Source organism: Halomonas campaniensis, from assembly GCF_014193375.1.
Lineage (GTDB): Bacteria > Pseudomonadota > Gammaproteobacteria > Pseudomonadales > Halomonadaceae > Halomonas > Halomonas campaniensis.
Window position 1 is genome coordinate 91,555 of the sequence record NZ_JACHZF010000017.1, and the last position, 13,927, is coordinate 105,481.

12 protein-coding genes are annotated in these 13,927 nt (G+C 68.5%); 11 read left to right on the plus strand and 1 reads right to left on the minus strand.

Annotated elements, in window-relative coordinates; all coding sequences use genetic code 11:
- The first annotated feature begins 11 nt into the window (after nt 1–11).
- The 9 genes from BDK63_RS12580 (at nt 12) to BDK63_RS12620 (ending at nt 11,367) form a co-directional block, all read left to right on the plus strand.
- The gene (locus BDK63_RS12580; protein ID WP_183332474.1) at nt 12–779 is read left to right on the plus strand and encodes an SDR family NAD(P)-dependent oxidoreductase; all 768 of its coding nucleotides are present in this window, start codon (nt 12–14) and stop codon (nt 777–779) included.
- Nucleotides 780–1,068: 289 nt separating this feature from the next.
- Complete coding sequence (locus tag BDK63_RS12585) at nt 1,069–2,880, plus strand: acyl-CoA dehydrogenase C-terminal domain-containing protein (RefSeq protein WP_183332476.1); 1,812 nt, start codon at nt 1,069–1,071, stop codon at nt 2,878–2,880.
- Nucleotides 2,881–3,052: 172 nt separating this feature from the next.
- Nucleotides 3,053–5,068, plus strand: coding sequence for a recombinase (locus BDK63_RS12590; protein ID WP_183332478.1), 2,016 nt, complete (start codon nt 3,053–3,055; stop codon nt 5,066–5,068).
- Nucleotides 5,069–5,195: 127 nt separating this feature from the next.
- Nucleotides 5,196–6,452 (plus strand): amidase, encoded by a 1,257-nt coding sequence (locus BDK63_RS12595; protein ID WP_183332480.1) that lies wholly within the window; start codon nt 5,196–5,198, stop codon nt 6,450–6,452.
- Between the two features lie 129 nt (nt 6,453–6,581).
- Nucleotides 6,582–7,547 (plus strand): zinc-binding metallopeptidase family protein, encoded by a 966-nt coding sequence (locus BDK63_RS12600; protein WP_183332482.1) that lies wholly within the window; start codon nt 6,582–6,584, stop codon nt 7,545–7,547.
- Nucleotides 7,548–7,620: 73 nt separating this feature from the next.
- Nucleotides 7,621–8,472 carry an HTH domain-containing protein gene (locus tag BDK63_RS12605; protein ID WP_183332484.1) on the plus strand — a complete coding sequence of 284 codons (852 nt, stop codon included), beginning with the start codon at nt 7,621–7,623 and terminating at the stop codon, nt 8,470–8,472.
- Nucleotides 8,473–8,483: 11 nt separating this feature from the next.
- Entirely contained in the window at nt 8,484–9,293 is an 810-nt protein-coding gene (locus tag BDK63_RS12610; RefSeq protein WP_183332486.1) for a hypothetical protein, read from the plus strand.
- Nucleotides 9,290–10,426, plus strand: coding sequence for a hypothetical protein (locus BDK63_RS12615; protein ID WP_183332488.1), 1,137 nt, complete (start codon nt 9,290–9,292; stop codon nt 10,424–10,426). Before BDK63_RS12610 ends, BDK63_RS12615 begins: the two co-directional genes overlap by 4 nt.
- A gap of 80 nt (nt 10,427–10,506) precedes the next feature.
- Nucleotides 10,507–11,367: a sensor domain-containing diguanylate cyclase gene (locus BDK63_RS12620; protein ID WP_183332490.1), complete on the plus strand. Its 861-nt coding sequence runs from the start codon at nt 10,507–10,509 to the stop codon at nt 11,365–11,367.
- 16 nt (nt 11,368–11,383) lie between these two features.
- Here BDK63_RS12620 and BDK63_RS12625 read toward each other — a convergent pair whose 3' ends face one another.
- A complete protein-coding gene (locus tag BDK63_RS12625; RefSeq protein ID WP_183332492.1) occupies nt 11,384–11,860 on the minus strand; it encodes a nucleoside deaminase in 477 nt (158 codons plus the stop codon).
- A 468-nt stretch (nt 11,861–12,328) separates the two neighbouring features.
- Between BDK63_RS12625 and BDK63_RS12630 the strand changes: the two genes are divergently transcribed.
- Entirely contained in the window at nt 12,329–12,865 is a 537-nt protein-coding gene (locus BDK63_RS12630; protein ID WP_183332494.1) for a hypothetical protein, read from the plus strand.
- Nucleotides 12,866–13,057: 192 nt separating this feature from the next.
- Nucleotides 13,058–13,522, plus strand: coding sequence for a hypothetical protein (locus BDK63_RS12635; RefSeq protein ID WP_183332496.1), 465 nt, complete (start codon nt 13,058–13,060; stop codon nt 13,520–13,522).
- Nucleotides 13,523–13,927: the final 405 nt, after the last annotated feature.

The window sequence follows — 13,927 nt, forward strand, 5'->3', positions numbered from 1 at the left end:
AGGACCCCGATATGCACGTCAAGGACAATACCTTTCTGATCACCGGCGCCGCCTCCGGGCTGGGGGCGGCCACCGCCGAGCGGCTGGTCGCCGCCGGCGGCCGGGTCGTGCTCTGCGACCTGAGCGATGCCGTCGAGGCCCACGCCGAGCGCCTGGGCGATGCCGCCCGGGCGGTGCGCGGCGACGTCACCTCGGGTGACGACATCCAGGCCGCGGTGGATGCCGCCGTCGCGCTCGCCGACGGCCGTGGCCTGGCGGGGGTGGTGCACTGCGCCGGCATCGTCAGCGTGGCCAAGCTGGTCGACCGCGAGGGCAACCCCGCCGACCTCGACGCCTACACGCGGACCATCAACATCAACCTGGTGGGCACCTTCAACGTGATGCGCCTGGCCGCCGCCGCCATGGCGAAGAATGCGCCGGGCGAGGACGGCGAGCGCGGGGTGATCATCAACACCGCCTCCATCGCCGCCATGGACGGCCAGGTGGGGCAGTGCGCCTACAGCGCCTCCAAGGCCGGCGTGGTGGGCATGAGCCTGCCCGCGGCCCGGGAGCTCTCGCGCCACGGCGTGCGGGTCATGGCCATCGCCCCCGGGGTGTTCGAGACCCCGATGATGAGCGAGATCCCCGACGAGGCCGCCCAGGCCCTGGCCGCCGCCGTGCCCTTCCCCAAGCGGCTCGGCAAGCCCGACGAGTTCGCCCGCCTGGCCGAGCAGATCATCACCAACCCCATGCTCAACGGCGAGGTGATCCGCCTCGACGGCGGGATTCGCATGCAGTAGGGCCCTTCGGGCAGCGCCAAGCTGCAAGCGCCGAGCGCCCCGCCGCTCAGTGACGGGCGGCAGGTGTCGAGGTAGAGAAAAAGACACCCCGTCGGAGTTGAATCCGGCGGGGTGTCTTCGTTGGTGCCCTGAACTGCCATGACATCATCCTGCGGCGCTCGGCGCTTAGATTTAAACGAATGCTTGACTCCTTATTCTCTCGCGCGTAATTTCAAACACATGTTTGAAAGCGGCCGCCGCCGCCTTCCTGCGCCCGGTCACCGGCGCCATTGATTGTGGAGAGATCGAGATGCCCGACTATCAGGCCCCCCTGCGCGATATCCGCTTCGTCATGGACGAGATGCTGGACTACCCGGCCCACTACGCAAGCCTGCCCGGTGGAGAGGAGGCCAGCCCCGACGTGGTGGCGGCGATCCTGGAGGAGGGCGCTCGCTTCGCCCGCGAGGTGCTGCTGCCGCTGAACCAGAGCGGCGATCGCGAGGGCTGCCTGCTGGAGGGCGGCGAGGTGAAGGCGCCGAAGGGCTTCAAGGAGGCCTACGCCCAGTACGTGGAGGGCGGCTGGCCGAGCCTGGCCGCCGACCCCGCCCACGGCGGCCAGGGCCTGCCGCACTCGCTGGCCATGGTGCTCAACGAGATGATCTGCTCCACCAACCTGGCCTGGGGCATGTACCCGGGGCTCTCCCACGGCGCCGCCGACGCCCTGCGTCACCACGGCACCGAGGCGCAGCAGGCCACCTACCTGACCAAGCTGGTCGAGGGCACCTGGACCGGCACCATGTGCCTCACCGAGCCCCACTGCGGCACCGATCTCGGCCTGATCAAGACCCGCGCCGTGCCCACTGATGACGGCGCCTTTGAGATCACCGGCACCAAGATCTTCATCTCCGCCGGCGAGCACGACCTGGCCGAGAACATCGTCCACCTGGTGCTGGCCAAGCTGCCCGACGCCCCCGAGGGCTCCAAGGGCATCTCGCTGTTCGTGGTGCCCAAGTTCCTGCCCGACGAGGCGGGGAACCCGGGCGAGCGCAACGGCGTGGTGTGCGGGTCGCTCGAGCACAAGATGGGCATCCACGGCAACGCCACCTGCGTGATGAACTTCGACGCGGCGAAAGGCTTCCTGGTGGGCGCGCCCAACAAGGGCCTGGCCTGCATGTTCACCATGATGAACGCCGCTCGCATCGGCGTCGGCATCCAGGGCCTGGGCCTCACCGAGGCGAGCTTCCAGAACGCCCTGACCTATGCCCGCGACCGCCTGCAGATGCGCGCGCTCTCCGGGGCCAAGGCGCCGGAGAAGGCCGCCGACCCGATCATCGTCCACCCGGACGTGCGCCGCATGCTGCTGACCCAGAAGGCCTTCGCCGAGGGTGGCCGGATGCTGACCCTCTACACCGCCCAGATGATCGACGTCGTCGAGCACGGCAGTGACGCCGCCGAGCGCGAGCGCGCCGAGACCCTGCTGGGCCTGCTGACCCCCATCGTCAAGGCGTTCCTCACCGAGGTGGGCTTCGAGGCGACCAACGAGGGCGTCCAGGTCTTCGGTGGCCACGGCTTCATCCAGGAGTGGGGCATGGAGCAGCTGGTGCGCGACGCCCGCATCACCCGCCTCTACGAGGGCACCACCGGCATCCAGGCCCTCGACCTGCTGGGCCGCAAGGTGCTGATGAGCCAGGGCGAGAGCCTCAAGGTCTTCACCAGGGAGATCCACAAGTTCTGCCAGGCCGAGGAGGGCAACAGTGAACTCGCCGAGTTCGTGCGCCCGCTGGCCAAGCTCAACGCCGAGTGGGGCGAGCTGACCATGGGCATCGGCATGAAGGCCATGGCCGACCGCGAGGAGGTGGGTGCGGCCAGCGTCGACTACCTGATGTACGCCGGCTACGTGACCCTGGCCTACCTGTTCGCCCGGGCGGCGAAGCAGGCCCGGGCGGCGCTGGCCGAGGGCAGCGAGGAGGCCGCCTTCTACCGGGCCAAGCTCGACACCGCGCGCTTCTTCTACCAGCGCCTGTTGCCGCGCACCCGCGCCCACAAGGCCGCCATCGAGGCCGGCGCCGAGCCGCTCATGGCGATCAGCGCCGAGGACTTCGGCCTCGGCTTCGAGATCTGATTCAAGACCCGATTCACGACCTGGCACTCTCTCGATCGTGCGCGATCGGTGGCTTGGCGGCGGGGGGGAGACCCTCGCCGCCTTTTTTGATGCTGGCGCCCGCTGGCACGCCGGCCGGGTGCGGGGCATCATGATCGCCTGGATCCGCAACCCGCAAGGATGGCCCGCCCGCATGCCCCCGACCGCCCGCCCCGACGCCATGCTGGCCTCCCTCGACGACGCGGCGAGCCCCGAGGCCTGCCTGGCTGCCCTGTTCGGCTACCTGCGCGACGGCCCCGCCGACGAGGCCGCCGGCCGCCTCGCCGCCCTGGTGGCGCACCTGGGCGACGACCCGGCCCGGGCCCGCTCGCTGGCGGAGGGCCTGCTGGGCGGGCTGGCCGACCTGGAGGTCTATCCGGCGCTGGTGCGCCTGGGCATCCTCTCCCGCGACGGCCTGGTGCGCGAGATCACCACCCGGCTCTACGACCGGCTGAACCCGCCGCCGCTGGCCAGGACGGACGCCAGCGACCTGCTGGCCGGCGCCATCACCCGGCACGACAAGGCGTGGCTCGAGGCGCTTCCCGCTCACGCCTGGCTCGGCCTGTGCCGCGTGCTGCTGGCGGCGCTGGGGCCGGACACCCTGCGCCGGGTGCGCGGGCACCTGGAGGAGGAGTGCCTCTACGCCCTGGAGATGCTGGCCATCTGGCTGGCCGCCGAGGAGCTCGACCCCGAGCTGATGCGCATCGACCAGCGGCTGGCCCGCATCGACTCCCCCTTCATCGTCCTGCAGCGGGACATCCATGCGCTGGTGGAGGCGAGCAGCGACGGCCAGGGCGGGCCGGCTCTGGACGATGACGCCCTCGACCACCTCTGGGTGATGCTGGAGCAGTGCAACGAGCAGGTGGCCCGGTTCCGGCGTCGCGGCGGCGGCAACCTGGGGTCGTCGCTCAACGCCTCCCACCTGATCGAGCGGCTGGAGGACACCCTGGGGCGCATCGAGACGCTGATCGTGCTGGTCAGCCCGCGCCACCGGGGCGGCCGGGCCCGGGCGGCGCTCAGGCTGTGGAAGGCCCTGCTGCTGGCCACGGCGGAGAAGGGCAGCATCGGTGCCGTGTGGACCAAGAGCACGCGGATGGTGGCGCGCAGCATCACCCAGAACAAGAGCGATCACGGCGAGCACTACATCTCCCGGGACCTGCCCAGCTACCTGGGGCTGATCGCCAGCGCCGCCGGGGCCGGGGTCATCATCGCGGTGATGGCCCTGCTCAAGATCCGCATCGAGACCTGGGGGCTTTCGCCGCTGCCCCATGCGGTGATGGTCAGCCTCAACTACGGGCTGGGCTTCGTGCTGGTCCACCTGCTGCACTTCACCATCGCCACCAAGCAGCCCGCCATGACGGCGGCGAGCTTCGCCGCCGAGGTGGAGCGCAATCGCCGGGGCAGGGCGGTCAGCCGCAACCTGGCCGGCCTGCTGCTGGATGTGAACCGCTCCCAGTGGGCCGCGGTGTGGGGCAACGTGGGGGCGGCCCTGGCCACCGCCTTCCTCATCACCGCCGCGGTGATGGCTGTCAGCGGCAGCCCGCTGCTCTCCGGCGAGCAGATCGCCTACCAGCGCCAGGCCATCTCGCCGTTCGCCAGCCTGGCGCTGTTCCATGCGGCGATTGCCGGCGTCTGGCTGTTCTGCTCGGGGATCATCGGCGGGTTCTTCGACAACCGCGCCGACCACCTCCAGCTGGAACGGCGGTTGGCCGGGCATCCCGCCCTGCGGCGCCTCTCCCCGGCGCGGCGCGAGCGGCTGGCCCACTACCTGCACGAGAACTACGGCGCCCTGATGGGCAACTTCCTGTTCGGGGTGCTGCTGGGCATGACCGGCTACGTGGGCCATCTGCTGGGGCTGCCGCTGGACATCCGCCACGTGGCCTTCTCCTCGGCCAACCTGGGGTTCGCCAGTTTCAGCGACTTCCCTGGCATGGCGACCTTCCTGGTCGGCCTGCTGTTCGTGATGATGATCGGCTTCATCAACCTCTGGGTGAGCTTCGCCCTGGCCCTGATGGTCGCCCTGCGCTCCCGCGCCTGCCGGATCGAGCCGGGCGTGCTGCTGGCCGGTGTCAAGGACGAGTTCCTGGCCAATCCCCTGCGGTTCTTCTTCCCGGTGGCGAGGCCCGCCGGCCGGCGCCGCCAGGGGGGCGCGCGCCACGACCGGCCGTGAGGCGCGGCGCACGCCATCCGCCTTCAACGCTCCGGCTCCACTACCCTGTAAGCTGACCGACGCGTCGGGCCGGGCGCCCCCCGGCCCAGCGTCTCGCGGCCCATCATCCAGCAGGGAGGAGCGCCACTTGCCCGCCTTCGACGAGATCAGCATCGACACCTTCCAGGCGCGCCTCGCGCGCGGCGAGAGCCAGCCCCTCGACTGGTGGCACGCCTGCCGGGCGCGCATCGCCGAGCGAGAACCCGAGGTGCAGGCCTGGCAGCACCTGGCCGACGCGACCCCGCCGCCGCCTGGCGAGGGGCGCCTCGCCGGGGTGCCGGTGGGCATCAAGGACATCATCGACACCCGCGACATGCCGATCGGCTGGGGCACCGACTACCTGCACAGCCCCGGCGCGCTGATGGATGCGCCCCTGGTGAGCCTGCTGCGCGAGCAGGGTGCGCTGATCATGGGCAAGACCGTCTCCACCGAGATGGCCTACTTCACCCCGGGGCGCACCCGCAACCCGCTGGACCCCGCGCGCACCCCCGGCGGCTCCTCCAGCGGCTCTGCGGCGGCGGTGGCGGACGGCATGGTGCCGCTCTCCTTCGGCACCCAGACCGCCGGCAGCATCATCCGCCCGGCCAGCTTCTGTGGCGTGTTCGGCTTCAAGCCGACCTTCGACCTGGTCAGCTGCGCCGGGGCCAAGGCGTTCTCGCCGTCGCTGGATACCCTGGGCTGGTTCGCCCGCACCATCGACGACATCTGCACCCCCTTTTCGGCGCTGACCCGGGCCCCGGCGATCACGGCGCTGCCGAGCCTGGCCGGGGTGCGGGTCGGGCTGCGCAGCCTGCCCGGCGACGAGGCGCTGGCGCCCGAGGTGCGCCAGGCGCTGGACGAGGTGGCGGGGAGGCTGGAGCGGGCCGGCGCCGAGGTGGTGCCGCTGCCGCTGGATGGCCGCTTCGACGGGCTGGTCGAGGAGCAGAAGGTGGTGATGGCCTACGAGGCGGCCCAGACGCTGGCCGGCGAGTATCGCCAGTTCGCCGACCGCATGGGACCGAAGCTGGTCGAGCTGCTGGAGGCGGGCCGCGCGCTGCCCTTCGTGCGCTACCGCGAGGCGCGCGCCCAGGCGGCGGCGCTGCAGCCGGTGCTGTCGCGTGCCTTCGCCGAGCAGGTGGACGTGATCCTCGCCGCCAGCGCCCAGGGGGTGGCCCCGAAGGGGCTCGATGCCACCGGCGACCCGCTCTACTGCCGCGCCTGGACGCTGCTCGGCGTGCCCTGCCTCAACCTGCCGCTGTGTCGGGGCGAGGGCGGGATGCCGCTGGGCGTGCAGCTGGTCGGCGACCGCTTCGGCGACGAGCGGCTGCTCACCATCGCGCGGACCCTGATGCAGGCCACGCCCTGAGCCGCGCCGGCCGGGTCACGACGGCAGGCAGGGTGATGGCCCCAGGGATGGTAGGCTGACGGATGAAAGCGGCATGCTGCCGCTGTCGTTTATCAGGGCGCGATGCCCTGACGTTCTGGAGGGGCTCCCATGCGTGTCTTTGCCAACCCGGTCGGCCACGGGGCGCTGTGGTTCGACAACCTGGCGACCGCCACCGGGACGCCGGTGGCCTATGATCCCCAGGCCAGGGCCTTTATCACCATGCCGCCATTCTGCGCCAATCGCGACGTCATCGGCTGCAACTGGATCGCCCCGCGACAGGGCGCCTTCTGTCGCGCCTGCGCCATGACCGAGCTGGCCCCGGACCCGGCGATTCCCCATGCCATTTCCCACTGGAGCCAGACCGAGGCCGCCAAGCGCTGGGTGCTCGACAACCTGGGCCGCTGGAACTGGTTTCGTCCCGAGGATCCCGGCGCGCGCCCGGTGTTCCACATGCTGGCCGAGGGCCACACCCCCGTGCCCATGGGGCATGCGGGGGGAGTGGTGACGATCAGCGTGGCGGAAGCGGACCCGGTGCTGAGGACGACCCGCCGCGAGGCGCTGGAGGAGCCCTACCGCACCATGATCGGCCATATGCGCCACGAGATCTCGCATATGCTCTGGTGGCGGCTCAGCCTGCGAGACGACTTCCTCGACGCCTTTCGCGCCATGTTCGGCGATGAGCGCGAGGACTATCGCGCCGCGCTGGAACGTCACTATCATGAGGGGCCGCCGCCCGGCTGGCGCGCGCGCTTCGTCAGCAGCTATGCCTCCGCCCACCCCCATGAGGACTGGGCCGAAACGGCCTCCCACCTGCTGCACCTTACCGATATCGCCGACAGCTTCGTGGCCGCCGGCCTCTCTTGCGTCGACCTGCCGAACCTCGGGTGGGACCCCTACATGGAGGCCGACGCCGAGCGGCTGATCCAGGTGGCGACGCACCAGGTCATGGCGGTCAATCACATCAACCGTGCGATGGGCCTGCCGGACCTCTATCCTTTCGTGATTTCCCACGAGGTGCGCCGCAAGCTCGTCTTCATGCACGACTGGCTGCGCCGGGGCGCCCAGGGCCTCTGAACGCATCGACTTCATCCACGGGTGATTTCGGCCGCGCGCCGCTCCCCGTGGACCACAGACCCGAGGAATTGGCATGTCCCGAACGAACCGCCTGCAGGACCTGATCCGCGTGCTGCGCCACCACCCGGGCCCGATCGGCGGGCCCGAGCTCGCCGCGGCGCTGGACGTCTCCCTGCGCCACCTCTACCAGGACATCGCCGTGCTGCGGGCGGTGGGGGTCGAGGTGGTCAACGAGCCGGGCCGCGGCTATGTGCTGCCGCCGGAGGTCCGGCTGCCGCCGGCGGCCCTGGCCGAGCCGGCCCCGGCCGACGGCCCCGCCGCACTTGTCTTCTATACCAACCCGCTCTCCCGGGGCGGCATCGTCCACTGGATGCTCGAGGAGCTGGGCGCCACCTATCGCATGGTGACCCTGGAGTACGGCGCCGCCATGAAGGCGCCGGAGTACCTCGCCATCAACCCGCTGGGCAAGGTGCCGGCGATCCGTCACGGCGAGACGGTGGTGACCGAGGCCGCCGCCATCTGCGCCTACCTGGCCGATGCCTTCCCCGAGGCCGGCCTGGCGCCACCGCCCGCCGCCCGGGGCGACTACTACCGCTGGCTGTTCCTGGCCGCCGGCCCCCTGGAGAGCGCCATCGCGCTGAACGACCTGGGCGTTGCGCCCACGCCGGAGCAGGCCATGCGCCTGGGCTGCGGCGACTACTGGACCCTGGTCGACACCCTGGCCGAGGCCGTGGCGGGCAGGCCCTATATCGCCGGCGACGCCTTCAGCGCCGCGGATGTCTACGTGGGCTCGCACATCGGCTGGGGCATGCAGTTCGGCACCCTGCCGCGGCGCCCGGAGTTCGAGGCCTACTGGGCCGGGCTTCGCGAGCGGCCGGCCCACCGGCGCTGCGAGGCGCATATCGAGCAGGTGCTGGCCCGGTAGGACCCATGGCGATGGCACGCACGGGCGATCATCTGCCGAGCCCCGCGTGGCACCTCGCCCTGCCGGTGCTGGCGTTGCTGCTCTGGTCGCTTTCGGGCAGTGCCTGGGCCCGCTGGCTCTTCCTGCCGGCCTGGGTGCTGGCCACCCAGCTGATCGCCGCCGGCGGCCTGGAGGCGGCCCGCCTGCGCCGCCGTGCCTGGCTGGGACAGTACCTGCGTGACGGATCCCCCTGGCATCATCGGCTGCGCGGCGGCGCCGTGATGGTGGCTCGCCACCAGCTCCTCGGCGCCCTGCTGGCGCTGGTGCTGCTGGTGAAGCTGCGGGGGCTGCCCCTGGCCGCCTGGCCGCTGCTGCTGGCGGGAGCGGTCGGCCTCGCGCTTGCCCGGGGCTGGCTGCACCGGCGCCTGGCCCCGCATGTGATCGAGGCGCGGCTGCCGGCGGTCACCCGGCGTCTGCTGGTGGCGCCGGTCGCCGGCCTGCTGGCCCTGGCGCTGGTCGGGATGGCCCTGTGGTTGCCCCAGCCATGGCTCGTCGACCTGGGCTGGGAGGCGGCGCTCCTGCGCCACCTGCCGGCCGGCGAGGGCGGATCGCTGCTCGCCTTCTTCGAACGGCTGGCAGCCGCCGCCGAGATCACCCGCGCCTGGGCGATGCAGAATGCCGAGGCGCAGCTGTCGCTGGGGGCGCCGCTGGCGCTGCTGGGGTGGCTGCTGATGCTGCTTACCCAGGGCGCCCTTGCCTGGGCCTTCGTGCGCCTGCTGGTCGGTGCCGATGCGCTGCGCGGCGAGGGGGCAAGCGGTCGGCGCCTGGAGGAGGCCCCATGAGTGACGCAACTCTGCCTCGTCGGGAGGGGCAATCCCACACGCGCGGCCGGCACCGCTGGGGGCTCTCGCTGCTGGTGGTCCTGCTGCTGCTGGTGCTGTTCGAGGGCGGCCACCGCTGGTTGGAGTCGCGCAGCCAGGCGCCGCTGTTCCGGGTGATCGTGGCGGGGGAGTCGCTGACCCTGGATGCGCAGACCCATGCCGACTTCACCCGGGACCTCGCCACGCTCACCGGCGAGGCCCAGGCGCGGCTCGCGGCGCGCATGGCGCCCTGGTGGGAGGCACGCCTCGATGCCGCCTTCGACCCGTTGGCCGCCGCCGTGCCAGGCTATCTGGACTGGTACTTCTCCGCGCCGGGCAGCTACCAGCGACTCGCCGTGGCCCTGGTCGGCGATCTGGATGCGTGGCTGGACGAACAGCTCCACGAGCGGCTGGTGGTTCCCAGCGGCCTGGAGGCGGCGCTGGCCGAGCTCCAGGCGGACTACCCGGCACGCCTGGCCCGCGAGCAGCAGGCGATGGCCGAGGGTCTGGCCACCACGCTTCACGAGCGCTATGCCCCGCGCCAGGTGGCCGCCGAGCCGGGGGAGGGCGAGAGCCCCGGCCTCGATCTCGACGCCGTGCTGCAGCACGCCCTCGATGAGGGCCTGGATCGTTCGCGCTGGCGTGCAGCGGCGGTGGGGGGAAGCGGCGTGGGGCTGGTGGCGGGCCGCGCCCTGGCCGGGCGGCTGGGGGCTGGCGCGGCCGTGCAGGGCAGCCGCATGGCGCTGCGCAGCCTCGCGCTGCGCCTTGGCACCGGCGCCGCGCGTTCCCTGGCCAGCGGCGGGGCGGCGGCGGTGGCCACCTCGCCGAGCGGCCCGGGGGCCCTGGTGGTGGGCACGCTGACCACGGCGGCGACCCTGGCCGGCATCGCCGGCAGCGAATACGCCTTGCTCAAGGGGCAGGAGGCGCGCTATCGCCCGGCCATGGAGGCGCAGCTGCATGAGGCACTCGACGAGGCCCGTGCCTCCCTGGCCCTGAGCCTCGAGGCTGCCACCGCCGCCATGGCCCGCGACATGGAGGCGCGGGTGAATGGCGCCCTCTCGCCGGATGGGGCCGGCAATGAGACGCCCGAGGCCTACCGTATCCTCGGCAGGTGAGGCGGGGCGCCCCGGGATTCCTACCGTCTCCTGTCAAGGTCGGGATACACTCGACGTTCGCTAACCGGACGCCCTGACCCATGCCCGTTGATCTGCAAGCCCTCTATCCCAAGCTGGTCCACCTGATGCTGGACACGGTCTTCGTGGTCGACAGGGACAACCAGATCGTGTTCGTGAGCGATGCCTGTGAGGCACTGCTCGGCTACCGTGCCGATGAGCTGACGGGGACGACGATCACGAATTACATGCACCCGGATGATCTGGCGGCCTCTCTGGCCTCCATCACCCGGGTCATGAAGGGACAGCCCCACGTCGATTTCCGTAACCGCTACCTCCGCAAGGATGGCGGTATCGTGCATATCCTGTGGTCTGCCCGCTGGTACGAGGAGGAGGGGGTGCGGATCGGTGTCGCCCGGGATGTGACGGCCCTCAGGCAGGCCGAGGACGAATTGCGCTACCTCGCCCATCATGATGCGCTCACGGGGCTGACCAACCGGTCGCTGTTCTATGATCGACTGGACTCGGCGCTGCATGCGGCCCACCGCCATCAGAGCGGCCTGGCGCTGCTGTTTCTGGATCTCGATGACTTCAAGCTCATCAATGATGCCCACGGCCATGCGGTGGGAGATCGCGTGATCTGTTCGGTGGCACGACGGCTGGAAGGCTGCGTGCGAGAGACGGACACGGTGGCGCGGATGGGCGGCGATGAATTCACCGTCCTGCTGACGGACATCCACTCGACGGATGCCGTCTCGAGGAAGGTGGAGCAGATCCTCGCGGTCCTTTCCGAGCCTCTGGGCGGTGCACTGGACGGGATCGCGCCCTCCTGCAGTATCGGCGTGGCCTGCTATCCCGCCGACGGGGAGGATGCCGACACCCTGCTGAGCCATGCGGATGGCGACATGTACCGGATCAAGAGGCACCGTTCGGCCGCTCGGTGACGAGCGGCCAGGCCAGTCAGGCGCCGTGCAGGCGGCGGTGCAGGCCGCGGATACGCTCGGCGAATGCCGGCACCGGCCCCTCGGCCACGGCATCCGGCACCACCTGGCGGATCGGCAGCGGCGCCACCGGCGCCGGCGAAGCGCCGATCTCGGCTAGCCAACCGATGAGCTGCTCCGACGAGCTGGCATAGACGATGCGCCCCAGGCCCACCCAGCCGTGGGCCGCCGCGCACATGGGGCAGTGCTCGCCGGAGGTATAGACGGTGGCCCGCGCCCGCTGCTCGGGCGTCAGGTGCTCCGCCGCCCAGCGCGCCAGGAAGAACTCCGGGTGCCGGGTGGCATCGCCGCCGGCCACATGGTTGTGGTCCTCCGCCAGCACCTCGCCATCCCCGCTCACCAGCACGGAGCCGAAGGGCTCGTCGCCTGCCTCCAGCGCCTGCTCCGCCAGCGCCACGCAGCGCTCCAGGTAGGCCATGTCGGTCTCGTCGATCATCGTCCTGGCTCCTTGGGTTTCCGAGTGCCTCCAGCATACGCCAACCACGCCGTTGGCCAACCGAAGCCCACTGAGCTAGGCTGGGTGAATTACAAACGGAAACAGCCCGGCAACAGGGCTGACCCAGGGAGCAGGGAAGGCGATATGGCAGCGACACCCACCGACTTTTCATCGGCTAGCCGGCATGATTTCAGGACATGGCAAAACGCCATTTCCCGCCATCATGCTGGTTTTTCTATGGCTGCTTTCGACCCAAAGCGGCCATGCCCGCAAAGGCAGCAGGCGCGTTCATCGGGGATATGTGGCATGCACGACGTTTCGGACTATACTGCCAAGCTATACTTAATTTATAGGATTTTCAATAAGATAAGAGGTAGGCGAGCGCGCGGCATAATATTATTGAACGCGCGTGCGCGCTCAAGTTGAATATGACGCGCACGGTCTAATAACTGTTAAATCGTAAAGACTATGAACGAAGAAGATCGACGCAAATTTTATGAAAGGCTCTACTTCCACGAACTGGAAGTTCGCGACAAAGTCGAGAATCGGCTCAAACTACCGTTCTCGATTTTCGCTATCGTCTTTACCCTAGCAGTTTTTCTGTTCAATGAGGTCTTGGTCAAGAAAAGCGTCACAGTCGATGCCTTTTTCTGGACAATTTACCTTGGGGCTCTTTTAGCGCTGCTCTTTGCTGTCGGCTTTTTCATCGTTTCATGGTACGGCTACACATACAAAATGCTGCCTACAGCCTCGGATATCGAAGCTTACTATGGACGGATTCTTGCGGATTATCAGGATGTAAGCCCACACAAAGCGCGATCTTGGGCCAAAGAAGCGTTCGACGATTATCTGATGGAAACATTCAAGACCTATGCAACCCACAATACGAGAAATAATGACCGGAAAGCCTTTTATCTGCATCGGTGCGTCACGGCGCTCATTATTTCCTTTATGCTCATCTGTGTTGCATTCTATCCCTACTACAACTCACTGACCGCAATCTGAGAGTTCGATTATGTCAACAAGCAGGCCTGCACCACCGCCACCGCCGCCACCCAGAGATGTAAAAGGTGAACCACCTAGGCCGCCCAAGCCTCGGTGATTTAACAATACGCGGCACTCGGACGCCCTTGTCTGCGCTTCGCTCCGTCAAGGTCGCCGGTGCGCTCAGCGTTAGAAGCTCCTGAGGAAGCAGGCATGGTACGGAATTTCCAGAGAATAGGTTCTATCAGCAACGCTCACGTCGGGAGAGACTTCGAAGCCGCAGCAAAGTCGATCCTGGCGGCTGCGGGGATCGAGGTTGAGGAGAATCACCCCGTTGAGGTGGGGGTGGGCCAAATGAAGAAGCTTCATGCTTTTGATCTTGGCTCGGATGCGCCGCCAGTTCTTGTTGAGTGCAAGTCCCACAGATGGACTAGCGGAGATAACGTACCAAGTGCCAAGGTGACCGTCTGGAATGAGGCCATGTACTATTTTTGCTGTGCTCCTTCGCACTACCGCAAGGTGTTCTTCGTTTTGCGCGACACGCGCAGGCGGAATGGCGAGACTCTAGCTTCGTACTATATGCGAACCTATGGACACCTTATCCCGGATGACGTAGAGATATGGGAGTTAGACCAAGAAACGGGGCAGTGCGAAGTCGTACGTTCTTCTAACAATTAATTTCAGTCCGTTCCGACCCTTTCGGGCCTCCACCGGTCGAGGCCTGAAGGCCGCGCTGCTGAATAAATGGCGTTATACGCCAGGAAAACCTCAATGGCCGCTTCTGGCCGAAACCTGACATCCCCATCCTGCAACGGCTTCGCTGTTTTGGCGAGGCCGGATTATCAAGTCTCGGTAATTACCTGGCATTGGCCCCGAGCTCTTTCAGCTTGTGGAACCATGCGTTGCGTTGTTTCTCGCTCATGGTTTCCTGAAGTGACCCCCGCCAGAGCTACACAGGCTATAGTGCAGCGATCAGGATTCGCTGGTTTGTTCTGGTCAAGTCGTAGCGGACACTTTTATTAAGCTGCTTCCGCGATTTTCTCGATCTCCCTCGGCGCGTGGTAGCCAAGGGTCGAGTGGAGC